Source organism: Bacillus sp. 1A (genome assembly GCF_052682215.1).
Genome location: NZ_JBQYLZ010000001.1, coordinates 5784791 through 5800096, shown reverse-complemented (window position 1 = coordinate 5800096; position 15306 = coordinate 5784791). Strand labels below are relative to the sequence as shown.

The window sequence follows — 15306 nt, the reverse complement described above, 5'->3', positions numbered from 1 at the left end:
CCCCTTTACAAATGTATTACTCAAATTGTATCAGAGATTATGGTGTATCGGTTGAAGATTTTTTCGACGGATTTTTGAAACGCCATCGTACTGAATGGAATAGAAATAAAATTGGGATATAAGCGTATACAATATATAAGCCAGCTTGAGACAGTACTGTATTTAATGTGTTTATACTTTCACGGTTTTTAAAAAATAAAGAAGCTATAAAAACGATGAAAAGAAAAAACGGTAATGTAAATTTAAATGAAATATGAAATGAACGCTTCATCGTTTGACATGATGACCAAATGGTTAAACAAAGATTTGGCAAAATAATTAAAAACCAAACGAAAATAATAATATATTCAAAGCGTTGAATGAAAGGAACTTTAATAATTTTTAACATTGTTAAAGTAGGCCAAATCGTGTGATTTAATTGGCCCTCGCTATAATACATAAAAGATACGATGGCTAAAACTACATAAATTAAGGTGCTAAAAGCAATACCTGCATGGGCCCATCTCTTTAATGATTTTCCTTTTTCAATAAATGGATAAAAAATAAGAATTGTTTCAAAGCCAAGAAACTCTAATGCAGATTGTTTTGCAGATATAAGCATGTCAAAAGGTGAATGTGTAAAAATAGGTAAAATATTACGGAAATGAGCATATTTCATTGGATAGATTAAAAAGAATACAACGAAAATAGGAAGTACAATACCCCAAAAACATATCCCTGTCACAGAACGGAAGCCACCTTTTATAATGTAGTAAGTGACTAATAAAAACATAAGCGTAAGTTTCCATAACTTAATGGTAGGGAAGATCCAAACTTGTATTACTTCCATATATGTACGAAGAACAGTAAGGCAAAATAATAAGCAATAAAGAGTGAAAATTACAGAAAATATAGAGCCAAACCATTTTCCGAAACTTGTTGTATGAATGCTAATTAAATCCCTATCTTTTTCCAACATTTTCAACATACAAAACAGCACAATATGAGTTGCAATTCCCGCAATAATAAGAGAAATCCAGGCATCATAACCAGCGTTTTTTATAATCACACGTTGATATCCAAGAACTCCTATTCCGATTTGAAGAGAATGTAATAAGATAAATGCAAAGTATGGAGAGACTGTCTTTGCTTTATTCATTGTGTTCATTGCTTATTTCACCTCACTATTCCCCGATTCCAGATTGTACAATATTAAGATCTAAATTTATATCCACCGCTACATTTTTATACATATTTCGAATTTGTTTTATATTCCATTTTCTCGTATGGCTTTTAATTTCATCTCGTATTCCTAAAGGATCAATTTCCTTTTCTTGAAATTGTTTTATTAAATCTTCGCAGTCTTTTTCAACATTTCGTTCAATTTGTTTTTTTATATAATTGATATTTGTCTTTTTTCTTAAATCAATCCAATTAGGAGAGTTTTTAATTAATCCATTTAATTTTAAATGGATTTTTACTTTTGGTATGTCGCCAGTTTGATCTATATCATATTTATTTTTCCCAGCTAAGTTTTGTATAACGACCATACCTTTATGTTTATCCTTTGTTATCGCTGCCTCGTAACGTCCATTTTTCGTAGGATTAATAAGTAATTTTGCTAAAACAGAATGTCTTTTATCTGTATACATAACGACTTTATCGCCTTTTAAAAAGGCAAGTCCTTTGACAGCGACGGAATGATTATCGCCCATTTTAATATAAGGGACGTAGGCATCACATACAGCAGAGTAGTAATTATATAAAAAAATATTTAATGAGGTTTGTGGAATGTTCTCATTTCTTATATTTTGCTCGAGTAAATCAGCAATATATAACGATCCATTTTGTTTGCCATAATTTAAAAGCTCTTCAGCCGATCCATCTACAATTGCTAGTTGTACATCACGCCCGATATTCGGGTCACGTTGTAAGTTAGTAATAATTTCCCCCATTCCTTGTTCTCCTAGATCTTTTCCAAATAGAACGACACGCATTTGACCTACAACAACATTGTGAGGGGATTTCGCATTTAATCGTGAAGCGATTGTTTCAAGTGAACGAGCAGATGTTGATTGAGTTTCTGGTTTAGACTTTACACCATGTGTATACTCTGGAAATAAGATCGTTCCCTGGAAGCTTTTGTTTTTTTTTATGTCAAATCCAGCAATATGAATAATACGCTGCGCATCCACTACATACGTTTGTGTACAGCCAGTTTGTAGAACAAAAAAGATTATAATAAGGAACAATAAGAGTTTTTTCATTCATTATCACCATCACGTTTTTGCTTCGCTTTGTTTGGATTATAGCGCCATTTAGATTTTGGTCTAAGGAAAGAGGGCCTTTGTGCAGTTTGGCTAAACGGTAAACGGAAAAATCCTTCCGCTGTACCTAAACCACGAAATGGATATAAAGGTAATAAATAAGGTGATCCAAGTGATTTTAATTTAATTAAATGAGCTAAAATAAACACAAACCCGACAATAAGACCTAATCCACCAAATGCACCAGCTAAAAGAATAAGCGGAAATCGTAACAACCGAATAGTAGAAGACATTTTTACAGTCGGCGTTGTGAAAGATGCAAGAGCGGATAAAGCAACTGCAATTAATAAAATCGTACTCGTTAAAGCGGCTTCAACAGATGCTTGCCCAATTACAATCCCGCCAACAATACCAATTGTTTGTCCGACTTTTGTCGGTAAACGTGCTCCCGCTTCACGAAGCAATTCGATTGTAATCTCTAAAAAAAGTGCTTCTAGAATAGGCGGGAAAGGTACGTTCGCTCTCGAGAAAATAATAGGTCCTAGTAAATCAGCAGGAATCATTTGATAATGATATGTTAAAGCTGCTGTATAAATAGCGGAGGAAAAAAGAGAAAATATAGCTCCGAAAAAACGGATAACGCGAAAGAACGATCCAATCATCCATGGTAAATAATAATCTTCTGGTGAAATGAAAAAGTCTAGTAACGTTGTCGGTCCTGATAAAGCATATGGAGAGCCATCTGTTAAAATTAAAACTTCCCCGTTAATTAATGCAAATACTGCTCGATCTAATCGTTCTGTAGGTAATAGAACAGGGAACGGTGAATTGCTATTATCACTAATAAATTGCTCAATCATAGTCGAATCAAATGGAACATCAAAGTCAATGTCTTCTAGTCGTTGTATTGCAGTGTTGATAAATTGTTCATTTGTAACCCCTTCAATATAAGCAACTGCTACTTTCGTTTTTGACATAGATCCAACGATAACTTCTTTGAAAATGAGTTGCTCCGTTACAATATTTCGGCGCAATAAGTGTATATTTGTGTCAAGGTTTTCAACGAAACCGATTTTAGGTCCAATTACGCTATACTCATTTTCTGTATCGTTATATAATCGTGTTCCTAAAACAGTACTTTCGGCACGAATTAAAGCATATTGATCGGGATTCGAATTGCTTTTTAAGCGTACTAAAATATATCCACCTAATAATTTCTCACGAATATCATCAATAGAGGGAGAGGTAATAATATCTTCAATGGAGACAATATTACATAGGTCAGAGATATTCTGAATATGTTCTGATTCCTTTTTCATAGGAGTTAAAATAAACTGTTTAATAATAAGTGCTTCCACGACAGATTTATAATAAAACAAGCATAACGTTTCATCTTCAAGTACGTTATAAGAGACAAAATCGCTAGATTCTTTCATGGTTTGTACAAATTCTGGAATAGAACAAAGTGTTTTTGTGTTAGTCTTTTTGGATTTCTTAGATGATAAACCGAACATTTTCACACCCCCTAACATATATCATTTACTTGTGTTAGTTTTTGGGAAAGACGGGAATTTATACTTGAAAATTGAAAGTTCATAAAGAAAAGGAAGAGTATTGAAAATCTCTTCCTTTTTGGTGTATTAATTTGTTTTCTTCTCCTTAATAGACTTTACTAATTTAATCATTTCTGCTCGTATATCTTCTTTTTTTACATTTAATTTTTCAGCAATTTGTTTCATATCCATTCCGTCTTTTTTCATTTTTAGCACATCATCAAGGGGAGTATTACTTTTTTGAGAGATGATTGTTAATACCGTGAGCTGACGTAATCCGATATTATATTCTTTCATTTTTTGTTTTAGTCCATCTGGTGTAGATTTTTGCATATTTGCTAATTCTTGCAGTAGTGCTTTTTTTGTTTCTTTATTCATATGATGCTTTTTCAACTTACTTGGATCTACACCGAAATGCTCGGCTGTTGTCTCCCAAGATTTATTTTGTTTATAGTAAGCTAAAACATCTTTCATTTCTTTTTTACTCATTTTTGCAATGTGGGTAGCTTTCCAAATTTCATGTTTGTTATAGCCGAGTTTTTCGAGCGACTGCATTTCTTCTTCTGAAATTGGTTTATGATGATGGAATGTTACTTCTTTTAGCGTGGCAGCGGAAGCAGGGAAGGTAGATATCCCGCATAATAATGCTGCCATAGTCATACTTACTACGATTTTTTTGTACATGTAAATTCCTCCTAGATAGATAATGTGGAAAACTGTACACATATCATTTCCATAAAATGTGAAAAACTTGTGAACAAGCTAAGTTTTTTTATTCACAGTATGAAATGATGTTTTGAAAGTTTTCCAACATAAAACATTGATTAATAGTAAAAAACTAGGGTATAATCGAAATTGAAAATCAATATCAATAACAAACGTATACATATAGATGAAAATAAGGGAGAGAAAAATATGACTATGACTACATATACTTCCATCGCAAATGTGATTAAAGAAAGACGTTCTGTTCGTACATTTACAGATAAAGCAGTAGATAAAGAGTTATTAATTGAATTATTAAACGACGCAACGTGGGCGCCAAATCATAAACACCGTGAACCATGGAATTGTAAATTATACATTGGAGAAGGCCGCCAGAAATTAGTAGATGCAGTATTAAACTCTTTCACAGAAGAAGAAAGAGCGAAACGCGGTAAAATTTTATCAGATCGTTTCTTAAGCACGCCTGCACAAATTGTTGTTTATATTAATGAAGATCCACGTCAAATTCAACGCGACGAAGATTACGCTGCAACATGTGCATTTATGCAAAACTTCCAACTACTTGCTTGGGAGCGCGGATTAGGGTGTGTTTGGAAATCAGGCGGATTAAACTACAATCCATTATTTATAGAAGGACTCGGTTTAACAAGAGGCCAACGCATCGTTGGAATTCTTCATCTTGGCTATTTCGATAAAGCACCAGAAGGAAAAGCTCGTACACCGATTACGGAGAAGATGGAGATTATTGAAGGTTAATAGATAAGACATTCTCGTTTTTATGAGGATGTCTTTTTATTATGCAATCAATCCTCATGAAAGCTTGTTCCTCATCATACACTTTCTTAAGGGAAAGTGTAAGGAGGGAAAATAATGAGAGCAAGTGAAGATAAAGCGCTGCAATATGCGATTGCGGAAATTACGGAAATTGCGACTGGATTTGGGCTTGATTTTTATCCGATGCGTTATGAAGTATGTCCAGCGGAAATTATTTATACATTTGGTGCATATGGGATGCCGACGAGGTTTTCGCATTGGAGTTTTGGAAAGCAATTTTTCAGAATGAAATTACAATACGATTTAGGACTTAGTAAAATTTATGAACTCGTTATTAACTCTAATCCATGTTACGCCTTTTTATTAGATACGAATTCTTTAATTCAAAATAAATTAATCGTGGCGCACGTTTTAGCGCACTGTGATTTCTTCAAAAATAATATTCGTTTCTCTAATACGAAACGCGATATGGTGGAGAGTATGGCAGCGACAGCAGATCGTGTGAAGGCGTATGAACATAAGTATGGAAGAGAAGAGGTAGAAACGTTCTTGGATGCAGTACTTGCCATTCAAGAACATATTGATCCATCGCTTATGCGTCCGAAACTTGCTTGGAGTATTGGAGATTTAGAAGAGGATGTAGAAAAGAAAAAGATATCACAGTACGATGATTTATGGAATTTAGATGATCGAAACAAAAAGAGGGAACGACCTAATATGCATAAAAAGAAGAAAATCCCACCGCAGCCAGAAAAAGATTTACTCCTCTTTATTGAAGAATATAGCCGTGAGCTAGAAGAGTGGCAGCGCGACATATTAACGATGATGCGCGAGGAAATGTTATATTTCTGGCCACAGCTTGAAACGAAAATTATGAATGAAGGCTGGGCTTCCTTCTGGCATCAACGCATACTTCGTGAAATGGACTTAACATCTTCTGAAGCGATTGAATTCGCAAAGCTTAATGCAGGTGTAGTTCAACCATCAAAAACAAGCATTAACCCATACTACCTCGGTATTAAAATGTTCGAAGATATTGAAGAACGCTACAATAACCCGACAGAAGAAATGAAGCGACGCGGTGTAAAACCAGGATCTGGTCGAGACAAAATTTTTGAAGTACGCGAAATTGAATGGGATGTATCGTTCTTAAGAAACTACTTAAATAAAGACCTCGTAATGAGAGAAGATATGTACTTATTCCAGCGCCAAGGAAAAGAGTATAAAGTAATAGATAAAGAGTGGGAACATGTACGTGATCAACTTGTAAATATGCGTACTAATGGAGGTTTCCCGTACTTAGTAGTAGAAGATGGAGACTACTTAAAGAATGGGGAATTGTACATTAAACATAGCTATGAAGGAATTGAACTAGATTTAAAATACTTAGAAAAAGTATTACCGTATCTTCATCAGCTATGGGGAAGAACGGTGCATATGGAGTCCATTGTGGAGAGTAAGGGCGTTGTGTTTTCTTATGATGGGAAGATGGTGCATCGGAAGTATGTGTGAAGGAAAGAACGGACATAGAATGCTATGTCCGTTCTTTTTTATTTGGAACAAGGTTAAATATGCTATTCTTGAAAAAGGGAGTTACATAGAGAAATGGAGCGATTCAAATGAGCAAAATAGGGGTATGCAAGGTGGATATTACGCCGCCTGTCGGTATTGATTTTGTCGGATACCATAGAGAGACAGGAATAAATAATATTGAAGAGCGTATTTACGGGACGGTCTTTGTATTTGAAAAAAATGAAATGAAAACGGTGTTTATAAGTGTTGATAATATTGGGATGTTAGTAGAAGATACGAATGTTATTCGTGAGCGAGTAGCTAGTAGGCTTCATGTGCCATTTGAGCGAATAACAGTTGTTTATACACATACACACTCTGGTCCAGAAACAGTCGGTGAGCAACCTTTAGTAAATTCATATAAAACGATTTTAGTAAATAATGTAGTGCAAGGTGCGGTTACTGCGGATAACAACTTGAAGCTCTGTGAAGTTGGCTGGGGTGTTATGACAGGTGATATTGGGGTCAACCGAAGAGAGAGAACATCTGATGGAAGAGCAAAGATGGGAACAAATATAGAGGGTGTTGTAGATAAACGAATTGGTATGTTAGCCATAAGAAATGCTGAAACGAAGGAGCTATCTGGGATTGTAGTATTTTGTACGGCTCATCCAAATGTTTTAAAAGGTGATAGTGATGTGTTATCAGCGGATTATCCTGGAATGACGAGAGAGGTTCTTGAGAAGATAGTAAACTGTCCTGTTATTATTGTGCAAGGGGCTGCTGGTAATGTAAATGCGAAGTATCGCGGTTCAAGAGAAGCATTAAAGAAAATGGCTTACACACTTAGTGGACATGTATTAACGATGTTGCCAACAGTTACATACAGCCCAATTGTAAATTTAAGAACGATTTCGAGTACGATGCAAATGAAGTTGAAAGATATTCCTGAAATGAATGAGATACGAAGCATGGCTCGATTGGCCGAGAAGCAGTGGGGGATGAATACGGATGAATGGCTTACTATCATTTTAGAGAAATATAAGCAAGGTATTCGGCAGTTACGTATCGATTTAGAAGTTCAACTGTTTCAGGTTAATGATGGTATGTTCTCTGGTATACCGATGGAACCTTTTTCAGAAACTGCGTTAGAAATGAAAGAGCGTCTTCAAAATGAACTAGCTTTCTTTGGTGGATATACGAACGGATATATTGGTTATTTACCTACAAAGGAAGAGTATGTATATGGTGGATATGAAGTGGAATTAAGTCCTGTCGTATATGGGCCAGCTACAAATTTGTTGATGCCACCGGAGGAGAATACGGCGAGTTTGATTGTGCAGAGAGTTATGAAATCATATAATGTTTAAAATATAGACTTTCATGTATTTAATATAAAATTTAAAAGAAACAATAATTATTAATAAAACTGTAAAAAACGAATCCATTTTGAAAAAGAATAATCAAAATGGATTCGTTTTTATATGGAGTTTTTGTTTACCAAACAGGTCGGATATTTGATGATAATTTCCCTGTATTTTCTTTAGTAGCGAATGTTGTTAAGTCTTCCTTGAGCATTTGCATTCGTTCAGCGCCTATGTTTTCAATCCATCGCTGTTCTATTTCAGCTATTATTTCTTCTTTTGCTTTCATTACTGACAAACCACGTTCGGTTAAAACAATGATCTTACCTCTTTTATCAGTAGGATGCGTTTTACGTGTAACGTAACCACTACTCTCAAGAGAATCTACCATTTTACTTACAGCTTGTTTGGAAATCCCTAAATACTCAGCTAGTTCTATACCAGTTGCTCCATTAGGAAGGATGCGTTTGAACATAAAACCATGTGCTGGTCTAATATCTTCAAATCCCAATTCACTTAATCTGTCATGTAGCTCAGTAATTAATGTACTAAAGGATAATGATAAAAGTGAAGTAAGGTCTAGTTCGTTAAATGTTGAATGATCCATGTATATAACCTCCGTAATTATAGTCAATTAAGTTGACTACATGTGAAACCTATTGTACTATACGGAATATAGTCAATCAAATTGACTATATTCCGTATAGTACAAATAATGATTTATATAAATAGAATCAATGGAGGTTTCACATGGTTAATATCGTTAAAATTAGAGGGAGTGTATTTGCACCATATGCATCGCTGGAACCTATTAAGGATTCTGCAACAGGAAGAGTGTTTGAATATGCTGGAGATGCACGTGAGTTTACACCATACGCTGTGAACACAAAGCGTTCAAGATTAGAACAAGAAGTGAATATTGATTTTTATAAAAAAGAAATTTTCACATATGCAGATGCTTGTATCGTCACTGTGAAGATTACAAATCCAGATGGCTCAATTGAGTATCAAAAAGGAGAAACAAGTACAGAAAGCATTGTATGTACAAATATCGTATGGAGTGAAGATGAAGTTTCATTTGAAATGAGAGCAAGTGCAAGTAATCCGTTAAACACGACAGCACCTGCAGCTGACTATTTTTTGACTATACGAGTTAATGAATGTGGTACTGTGCATGTTGAAGGTGTACACGATGGTTTCCCTTGCTATGAATTTTATAAACAAATAGACTTTGGTTCATTTGAATTAATATACACACATGATTTCAGAGAAACGGATGATACCCCAGCAGCACTAGCTGGAGAAATGGAATATAGTTTTAAAACGACAATCTAATAAATATAGCGCTATTTTTCAGAAGGAAGTAGCAAACGTTAAAAGAGAAATCTATTGATTATGGGACCGAAATTGTGATCTGTTTTACTCAGTGATATGCAGTATTTAAAATAAAATTATAGAGGTGTTTCTTATGACTAATATCGTAAAAATTAGAGCCAGTGTCTTTATTCCAATTTCTTGGACAGAAGCTAAGAAGGATATGGAAACAGGAAAAATAATTCAATTCGAAGGTGATTCGCGTGAATTTACACCACATGCGGTAAATACGATGCGCTCTAGAGTTGAGCAAGAGGTAGTAGTGGATTTTTATAAAGAAGAAGTGTTTTCATATGCGGAAACGGGTATTACAACAGAGAAGGTTACAAACCCAGATGGTTCGGTGAATAAAAGAACAGGAAAAGCGAGTACTGAAAATATTGTGTGTACGGATATTGAATGGAATTCTGATGGTGTGCAATTCAAAATGAGAGCAAGTGCAAGTAATCCGTTAAATGTGTATGCTCCTCCTGTGGACTATTTATTAACTGTATGTGTGAAAAAGGATGGTAGTATCGATATTCAAGGAGAACATGATGGTTTCCCTTGCTATGAATTTTATAAGCAAGTAGATTTCGGTTCATTTGAAAAAATATATACACATGATTTTAGAGAAACTGGTGATACAGCTGCAGCACTAGGTGGAGAAATGGATTATAGTTTTACAAAGAGTTTATAAGAAGTAAGATAATAATACAGTGTAGTTGAGAAATGCAAAAGTCAATAAAATCAGTGGCTTTTGCATTTTTACTATACTTTAGAAAGGTTCAAAAAAATAAAATGCTTTACAATATACCCTTGAGGGTATATGATATTATACAAAGTTACAAAGTAATGTATAATATCGTTATAAATACGGAGGTGGTCTACAGTGGAATACAATCAAGATATGAAAAATAGATTGAAACGTATTGAAGGTCAAGTTCGTGGTGTACTTCGTATGATGGAAGAAGGAAAAGATTGCCGAGAAGTTATTACACAGTTAACGGCATCTCGTTCTGCACTTGATCGTACAATTGGACTTGTTGTTGGAACAAATTTAGAGCAATGTTTACGTGAACAGTTTGAAAGTGGTAATGGTTCAAATGAAGAGTTAATTAAAGAAGCTGTTCAATTACTTGTAAAAAGCCGATAATCTGTCAAACATAATTGTTGACAGATTTTCAAAAACATTTTAATATACCCCTACAGGTATATGTATATAAGTTGTGGAGGAATCGACTATGAGTATAAAAGTGGATATGAGTTTAGATTGTAAAGGATTGGCTTGTCCGATGCCGATTGTGAAGACGAAGAAGGCAATGGAAGGTTTGGCATCAGGGCAAGTGATTGAAGTTCAGGCAACAGATAAAGGATCTACTGTAGATATACAAAGTTGGGCGAGTAAAGTAGGCCATCAATATATCGGGACGAAACACAAAGGTGATTTATTGATGCATTACGTTCGAAAAGCACACGAGCATGAAGTGAATGAAATAGTGAAATATCCTCAAACAATTACGCATTCGGAATTGGAAGAGATATTATTAAGTGGTGAAGAGTGTATTGTAGTAGATGTTCGTGAAGCGGCGGAATTCGCTTTTGGTCATATTCCATCGGCTGTTTCAGTGCCGTTAGGAGAATTAGACAGTGCAGCGTTAGATCAGAAGAAGCAAATTTATGTTGTTTGCCGAACTGGTAACCGTAGTGATGTAGCTTGCCACATGTTGAAAGCGAAAGGTTATGCAAATGTGAAAAATGTCATTCCAGGCATGTTAGAGTGGCAAGGCAATGTGGAAAAATAAAATTTTTTAAATGAAAATATACCTATGGGGGTAATGAGATGAACGTTAAACCGTTACAAACAAAAGATGTTGCAGAGAAAGTTTTATTCGGAGAGTTATTTATTTTAGATGTTCGTAATGAGGCGGATTATGAAGAGTGGAAAATTGAAGGAAAAGAAGTTACTTCAATGAATGTGCCGTACTTTGATTTATTAGAGGGTGTAGATCATATTGTAAGTGAACTACCTAAAGATAAAGATGTTTTAGTAGTATGCGCAAAAGAAGGGTCTTCTATATTTGTGGCAGAGCAATTAACAGAGGCTGGATTAGAAAATGTTTATTATTTATCTGGTGGTATGAAGGCTTGGAGTGAATATATAAAGCCTATAAAAGTTGGAGATTTAAAAGATGGCGGAAGTATGTATCAGTTTAACCGTCTTGGAAAAGGTTGCTTATCTTATATGGTCGTTTCAAACGGTGAAGCAGCAGTTATTGATGCAGTAAGAACAGTTGAAGTGTACGAAGAGTTTGCGAAAGAGCATGGTGTTACGATTACGAATGTAATGGATACACATTTACATGCAGACCATATTTCTGGCGGGCGTAAGTTAGCGGAAAAAGTAGGTGGTACGTATTGGTTGCCGCCAAAAGATGCGGAGGAAGTTGTGTTCTCATATAAACCACTTGTTGAAGGATCTGTTATTACGGTGGGGGGTACTAAAATTGAAATTGACGTATTATACTCACCCGGGCATACGATTGGAAGTACGTCATTTATTGTAGATGATTCCTATTTATTATCAGGCGATATTTTATTTGTAGATTCAATTGGGCGTCCAGATCTTGCTGGGAAAGCTGAAGATTGGGTAAGTGATTTACGAGAAACTTTATATAAACGATATAAATTATTATCTCAACAATTAATTGTGTTACCAGCCCATTATTCAAAAATAAGTGAAATGGACGAGAGTGGCATTGTTAGTGCTAAATTAAAAGATTTATTTGCGTATAATGCAGGACTAAATATTGAGGATGAGGGAGAGTTTCGTAAAGTTGTAACGGAGAATTTACCACCTCAGCCGAATGCATATCAAGAAATTCGTCAAACAAATATGGGGCGATTAAATCCAAGTCAAGACGAAGAGCGTGAAATGGAGATTGGTCCAAACCGTTGTGCTGTTCATAATTAATTCGGTTTCAAATGAAATAAAAATAGGAGGTATATAAGATGAAGGTGAAAGAAGTATTAGATGTAAAAGGATTAGCATGTCCAATGCCAATTGTGAAAACAAAGAAGGCAATGGAAGCATTACAATCGGGGGAAGTGTTAGAAGTACACTTAACAGATAAAGGTGCGATTAAAGATATTCCAGCATGGTCACAAAAAGGCGGTCATGAAGTGTTAAAACACACGGAAGAATCTGGTGAATTAAAATTCTGGATCAAGAAAGCATAGCAGTTCAATAACAAGTGGAAGATTACATCCTATGCTTATTATTGAAAGTAAAGAGGATAATCATATATGTTTTATATAGTTATATCTCTACTAGTATGGATGCTAGGAATTTTAGTAAAACGTTACATTCCGGTTTTAAACGTTGCATATATTTCGTTAGAACAAGTAAGGAAAATGGAAAGTGTTGTTGTAGATGTACGCAATTATACAGAGAGTCACAGTGATAACACTTCTAGAATTATGTGTATACCGTATGCGTATTTAAAACGGTATTATCATGAAATACCAAATAAGCCTTTGCATCTTATTGTTCATAATAAAGTGGATCGGAATTTAAGTGTTCGTTTTTTAAGAAAGAAAGGGTTCCATATTCAAAGCTATAGTATATATTTGGACGGGAAAAAAGCACAAAAGGAGTTTAAATAGTTTTATGGATGTAAAGACAATATTAAATGTAATCTTAATTGTACTTGTATCGTGGTTTATTATTTCTCGCTTCTTACCAGTTAGAGGAGTAAAAAATATTTCAGGAAAAGATTTAAAACGGATGATGGGGCAAAAGAATAAACAATTTATCGATGTTCGTACAGTAGGTGAATATAGAGGAAATCATATGAAAGGGTTTCAGAATATCCCATTAAATGAGTTAGCTAGTAAAGCAAATCAATTAGATAAAAATAAGGAAGTAATCGTTATTTGTCAGAGCGGGACGAGAAGTAAGCAAGCAGCAAAAGTATTAAAAAAATTAGGATTTCAGCACGTTATCAATGTTTCGAGTGGTATGAATGGTTTGTAAGGAGGGAATTTATAATGAAAGAAATGACAGTAAAAGAATTAGAAGAAAAATTGTTATGTAAAGAGGCAGTAAATATCGTAGATGTACGTGAAGTAGAAGAAGTCGCCGATGGGAAAATTCCAGAAGCAAGTAACATTCCACTAGGACTATTAGAATTTCGTATGCATGAGTTGGATAAAAAGAAAGAGTATATTATCGTTTGTCGCTCTGGTGGGAGAAGTGCAAGAGCAGTTCAGTTTTTAGAGAGCTACGGTTTTCAAGCAATCAATATGGTAGGTGGTATGCTAGCGTGGGAAGGTAAAGTCGTATAGTACAGATATAAATGATTTGAGCCTTTTTACAAATAATAAAATACCCCTACAGGTAATTGGAGGGAGAACAACATGGAACAACAGAAGAAAACAACAATCGTTTTATTTAGCGGAGATTATGATAAAGCGATGGCTGCTTATATTATTGCAAATGGTGCAGCGGCGTATGATCAAGAGGTAACTATTTTTCATACTTTTTGGGGATTAAATGCTTTAAGGAAAGATGAACATGTGAAGGTGAAGAAAACTTTCATAGAAAAAATATTTGGAAAAATGATGCCGCGTGGTGCAGACAAGATGGGATTATCAAAAATGAATTTTGCCGGTATGGGACCAAAGATGATTAAAGGTATTATGAAAAAACATAATGCGATGCCTTTACCAGATTTAATGGATTTGGCGAAAGAACAGGGGATTAAACTTGTAGCTTGTCAAATGACGGTAGATTTATTAGGGTTAAAAGAGGAAGAGATTATGGAAGGGGTAGAGTTTGCAGGAGTAGGAGCTTATTTAGCAGATGCTTCGGATGGGAATGTGAATTTATTCATTTAAATCACCTTCTTTTTAGAAGGCGGGGGATATAAGGTGAGTTTAGTCGTATTACTTTTTATAATTGGGTTTATAGGATCGTTTATATCAGGAATGGTTGGAATTGGCGGTGCGATTATTAATTATCCAATGATCCTATACATTCCGGTATTGCTAGGATTTACTGGTTATACGTCACATGAAGTGAGTGGTATTACAGCGGTGCAAGTATTCGTTGCAACTTTTGCAGGTGCATGGGCTTATCGAAAAAGTAATGATATGGATAAAACGCTAGTTGTGTATATGGGAGCTAGTATTTTAATAGGAAGTTTCATAGGGAGTTTTGGTGCTAACGTATTAGCGGAACATACGGTCAATGTTGTTTATGCAGCGTTAGCAACAATTGCTGCTATTATGATGTTCGTACCGAAACGAAATAATAGTGGTGAAGTGACATATAATAAATGGTTAGCAAGCTTGTTAGCGTTTATTGTAGGAGGAGCATCAGGCATTATAGGTGCTGGAGGTTCTTTCTTATTAGTTCCTATTATGCTAGTTATTTTAAAATTGCCGATACGTACAACAATAGCAACATCCATCGCTATTACGTTTATTTCCTCTGTAGGAATTACGACTGGAAAAGTGATAACTGGTCAAGTAGTTGTAATTCCAGCTCTTATTATTGCGGTTGCAAGTATCTTTGCTGCGCCGCTTGGAGTGCGAGTCGGGAAGAGGATCAATCAAAAAGCATTGCAATATATGTTATCGATTTTGATTGTAGGCACTGCTGTTAAGATGTGGATTGATATGATATCGAAATAAAAGGATGGCGCTGCTTGCAGCCCATCCTTTTATCTATCCCGCTATTTGAAGGTAGTAAACGCCCGATTGGTGCAGGCTGAT

The 15306-nt window shown here is 35.0% G+C and carries 19 protein-coding genes; 14 read left to right on the top strand and 5 right to left on the bottom strand.

Annotation, left to right across the window (positions count from 1 at the left end; translation table 11 throughout):
* Window positions 1-37: 37 nt before the first annotated feature.
* The 4 genes from ACUN0F_RS29690 to ACUN0F_RS29675 form a co-directional block, all read right to left on the bottom strand.
* On the bottom strand, window positions 38-1147 hold the full coding sequence (locus tag ACUN0F_RS29690) for a GerAB/ArcD/ProY family transporter (RefSeq protein ID WP_264462273.1): 1110 nt from the start codon (window positions 1145-1147) through the stop codon (window positions 38-40).
* Window positions 1148-1163: 16 nt separating this feature from the next.
* A complete protein-coding gene (locus ACUN0F_RS29685; protein WP_172555355.1) occupies window positions 1164-2246 on the bottom strand; it encodes a Ger(x)C family spore germination protein in 1083 nt (360 codons plus the stop codon).
* Entirely contained in the window at window positions 2243-3760 is a 1518-nt protein-coding gene (locus ACUN0F_RS29680; protein ID WP_137052584.1) for a spore germination protein, read from the bottom strand. Before ACUN0F_RS29680 ends, ACUN0F_RS29685 begins: the two co-directional genes overlap by 4 nt.
* Window positions 3761-3886: 126 nt before the next feature.
* Window positions 3887-4483 carry a hypothetical protein gene (locus ACUN0F_RS29675; protein ID WP_445540660.1) on the bottom strand — a complete coding sequence of 199 codons (597 nt, stop codon included), beginning with the start codon at window positions 4481-4483 and terminating at the stop codon, window positions 3887-3889.
* 237 nt (window positions 4484-4720) lie between these two features.
* Here ACUN0F_RS29675 and ACUN0F_RS29670 point away from each other — a divergent pair, with 237 nt between their 5' ends.
* The 3 genes from ACUN0F_RS29670 to ACUN0F_RS29660 all read left to right on the top strand — a co-directional run bounded on the left by ACUN0F_RS29670 (window position 4721) and on the right by ACUN0F_RS29660 (window position 8181).
* Window positions 4721-5281: a nitroreductase family protein gene (locus ACUN0F_RS29670; protein WP_000214810.1), complete on the top strand. Its 561-nt coding sequence runs from the start codon at window positions 4721-4723 to the stop codon at window positions 5279-5281.
* A 114-nt stretch (window positions 5282-5395) separates the two neighbouring features.
* The gene (spoVR, locus tag ACUN0F_RS29665; RefSeq protein WP_001202728.1) at window positions 5396-6811 is read left to right on the top strand and encodes a stage V sporulation protein SpoVR; all 1416 of its coding nucleotides are present in this window, start codon (window positions 5396-5398) and stop codon (window positions 6809-6811) included.
* Window positions 6812-6918: 107 nt separating this feature from the next.
* Entirely contained in the window at window positions 6919-8181 is a 1263-nt protein-coding gene (locus ACUN0F_RS29660; RefSeq protein WP_445540659.1) for a neutral/alkaline non-lysosomal ceramidase N-terminal domain-containing protein, read from the top strand.
* 127 nt (window positions 8182-8308) lie between these two features.
* Here the strand turns inward: ACUN0F_RS29660 and ACUN0F_RS29655 are convergent, their stop codons facing one another.
* A complete protein-coding gene (locus tag ACUN0F_RS29655; protein ID WP_445540658.1) occupies window positions 8309-8782 on the bottom strand; it encodes a MarR family winged helix-turn-helix transcriptional regulator in 474 nt (157 codons plus the stop codon).
* 143 nt (window positions 8783-8925) lie between these two features.
* Here ACUN0F_RS29655 and ACUN0F_RS29650 point away from each other — a divergent pair, with 143 nt between their 5' ends.
* The 11 genes from ACUN0F_RS29650 to ACUN0F_RS29600 all read left to right on the top strand — a co-directional run bounded on the left by ACUN0F_RS29650 (window position 8926) and on the right by ACUN0F_RS29600 (window position 15225).
* The gene (locus ACUN0F_RS29650) at window positions 8926-9510 is read left to right on the top strand and encodes a DUF3238 domain-containing protein (protein ID WP_088062022.1); all 585 of its coding nucleotides are present in this window, start codon (window positions 8926-8928) and stop codon (window positions 9508-9510) included.
* Between the two features lie 133 nt (window positions 9511-9643).
* Complete coding sequence (locus ACUN0F_RS29645; RefSeq protein ID WP_264462277.1) at window positions 9644-10228, top strand: DUF3238 domain-containing protein; 585 nt, start codon at window positions 9644-9646, stop codon at window positions 10226-10228.
* Window positions 10229-10420: 192 nt separating this feature from the next.
* Complete coding sequence (locus ACUN0F_RS29640) at window positions 10421-10684, top strand: metal-sensitive transcriptional regulator (protein ID WP_000456206.1); 264 nt, start codon at window positions 10421-10423, stop codon at window positions 10682-10684.
* 88 nt (window positions 10685-10772) lie between these two features.
* Entirely contained in the window at window positions 10773-11333 is a 561-nt protein-coding gene (locus tag ACUN0F_RS29635; RefSeq protein ID WP_445540657.1) for a sulfurtransferase TusA family protein, read from the top strand.
* A gap of 38 nt (window positions 11334-11371) precedes the next feature.
* Window positions 11372-12502 carry an MBL fold metallo-hydrolase gene (locus tag ACUN0F_RS29630; protein WP_445540656.1) on the top strand — a complete coding sequence of 377 codons (1131 nt, stop codon included), beginning with the start codon at window positions 11372-11374 and terminating at the stop codon, window positions 12500-12502.
* A 38-nt stretch (window positions 12503-12540) separates the two neighbouring features.
* The gene (locus ACUN0F_RS29625) at window positions 12541-12768 is read left to right on the top strand and encodes a sulfurtransferase TusA family protein (RefSeq protein WP_000864996.1); all 228 of its coding nucleotides are present in this window, start codon (window positions 12541-12543) and stop codon (window positions 12766-12768) included.
* A gap of 66 nt (window positions 12769-12834) precedes the next feature.
* A complete protein-coding gene (locus ACUN0F_RS29620) occupies window positions 12835-13194 on the top strand; it encodes a sulfurtransferase (RefSeq protein WP_088062030.1) in 360 nt (119 codons plus the stop codon).
* A gap of 4 nt (window positions 13195-13198) precedes the next feature.
* Window positions 13199-13564, top strand: a complete 366-nt coding sequence (locus ACUN0F_RS29615; RefSeq protein WP_445540655.1) for a rhodanese-like domain-containing protein — start codon at window positions 13199-13201, stop codon at window positions 13562-13564.
* A gap of 14 nt (window positions 13565-13578) precedes the next feature.
* Window positions 13579-13875, top strand: coding sequence for a rhodanese-like domain-containing protein (locus tag ACUN0F_RS29610; RefSeq protein WP_445540654.1), 297 nt, complete (start codon window positions 13579-13581; stop codon window positions 13873-13875).
* A 72-nt stretch (window positions 13876-13947) separates the two neighbouring features.
* Window positions 13948-14427 (top strand): DsrE/DsrF/DrsH-like family protein, encoded by a 480-nt coding sequence (locus ACUN0F_RS29605; protein ID WP_000437726.1) that lies wholly within the window; start codon window positions 13948-13950, stop codon window positions 14425-14427.
* A 33-nt stretch (window positions 14428-14460) separates the two neighbouring features.
* On the top strand, window positions 14461-15225 hold the full coding sequence (locus ACUN0F_RS29600) for a sulfite exporter TauE/SafE family protein (RefSeq protein ID WP_000060745.1): 765 nt from the start codon (window positions 14461-14463) through the stop codon (window positions 15223-15225).
* The last annotated feature ends 81 nt before the right edge of the window (window positions 15226-15306 follow it).

Coding starts and splice junctions, on each gene's coding strand:
- ACUN0F_RS29690 (WP_264462273.1), bottom strand. CDS start 1,147: ATGAACACAATGAATAAAGCAAAGACAGTCTCTCCATACTTTGCATTT.
- ACUN0F_RS29685 (WP_172555355.1), bottom strand. CDS start 2,246: ATGAAAAAACTCTTATTGTTCCTTATTATAATCTTTTTTGTTCTACAA.
- ACUN0F_RS29680 (WP_137052584.1), bottom strand. CDS start 3,760: ATGTTCGGTTTATCATCTAAGAAATCCAAAAAGACTAACACAAAAACA.
- ACUN0F_RS29675 (WP_445540660.1), bottom strand. CDS start 4,483: ATGTACAAAAAAATCGTAGTAAGTATGACTATGGCAGCATTATTATGC.
- ACUN0F_RS29670 (WP_000214810.1), top strand. CDS start 4,721: ATGACTACATATACTTCCATCGCAAATGTGATTAAAGAAAGACGTTCT.
- spoVR (WP_001202728.1), top strand. CDS start 5,396: ATGAGAGCAAGTGAAGATAAAGCGCTGCAATATGCGATTGCGGAAATT.
- ACUN0F_RS29660 (WP_445540659.1), top strand. CDS start 6,919: ATGAGCAAAATAGGGGTATGCAAGGTGGATATTACGCCGCCTGTCGGT.
- ACUN0F_RS29655 (WP_445540658.1), bottom strand. CDS start 8,782: ATGGATCATTCAACATTTAACGAACTAGACCTTACTTCACTTTTATCA.
- ACUN0F_RS29650 (WP_088062022.1), top strand. CDS start 8,926: ATGGTTAATATCGTTAAAATTAGAGGGAGTGTATTTGCACCATATGCA.
- ACUN0F_RS29645 (WP_264462277.1), top strand. CDS start 9,644: ATGACTAATATCGTAAAAATTAGAGCCAGTGTCTTTATTCCAATTTCT.
- ACUN0F_RS29635 (WP_445540657.1), top strand. CDS start 10,773: ATGAGTATAAAAGTGGATATGAGTTTAGATTGTAAAGGATTGGCTTGT.
- ACUN0F_RS29630 (WP_445540656.1), top strand. CDS start 11,372: ATGAACGTTAAACCGTTACAAACAAAAGATGTTGCAGAGAAAGTTTTA.
- ACUN0F_RS29625 (WP_000864996.1), top strand. CDS start 12,541: ATGAAGGTGAAAGAAGTATTAGATGTAAAAGGATTAGCATGTCCAATG.
- ACUN0F_RS29620 (WP_088062030.1), top strand. CDS start 12,835: ATGTTTTATATAGTTATATCTCTACTAGTATGGATGCTAGGAATTTTA.
- ACUN0F_RS29615 (WP_445540655.1), top strand. CDS start 13,199: ATGGATGTAAAGACAATATTAAATGTAATCTTAATTGTACTTGTATCG.
- ACUN0F_RS29610 (WP_445540654.1), top strand. CDS start 13,579: ATGAAAGAAATGACAGTAAAAGAATTAGAAGAAAAATTGTTATGTAAA.
- ACUN0F_RS29605 (WP_000437726.1), top strand. CDS start 13,948: ATGGAACAACAGAAGAAAACAACAATCGTTTTATTTAGCGGAGATTAT.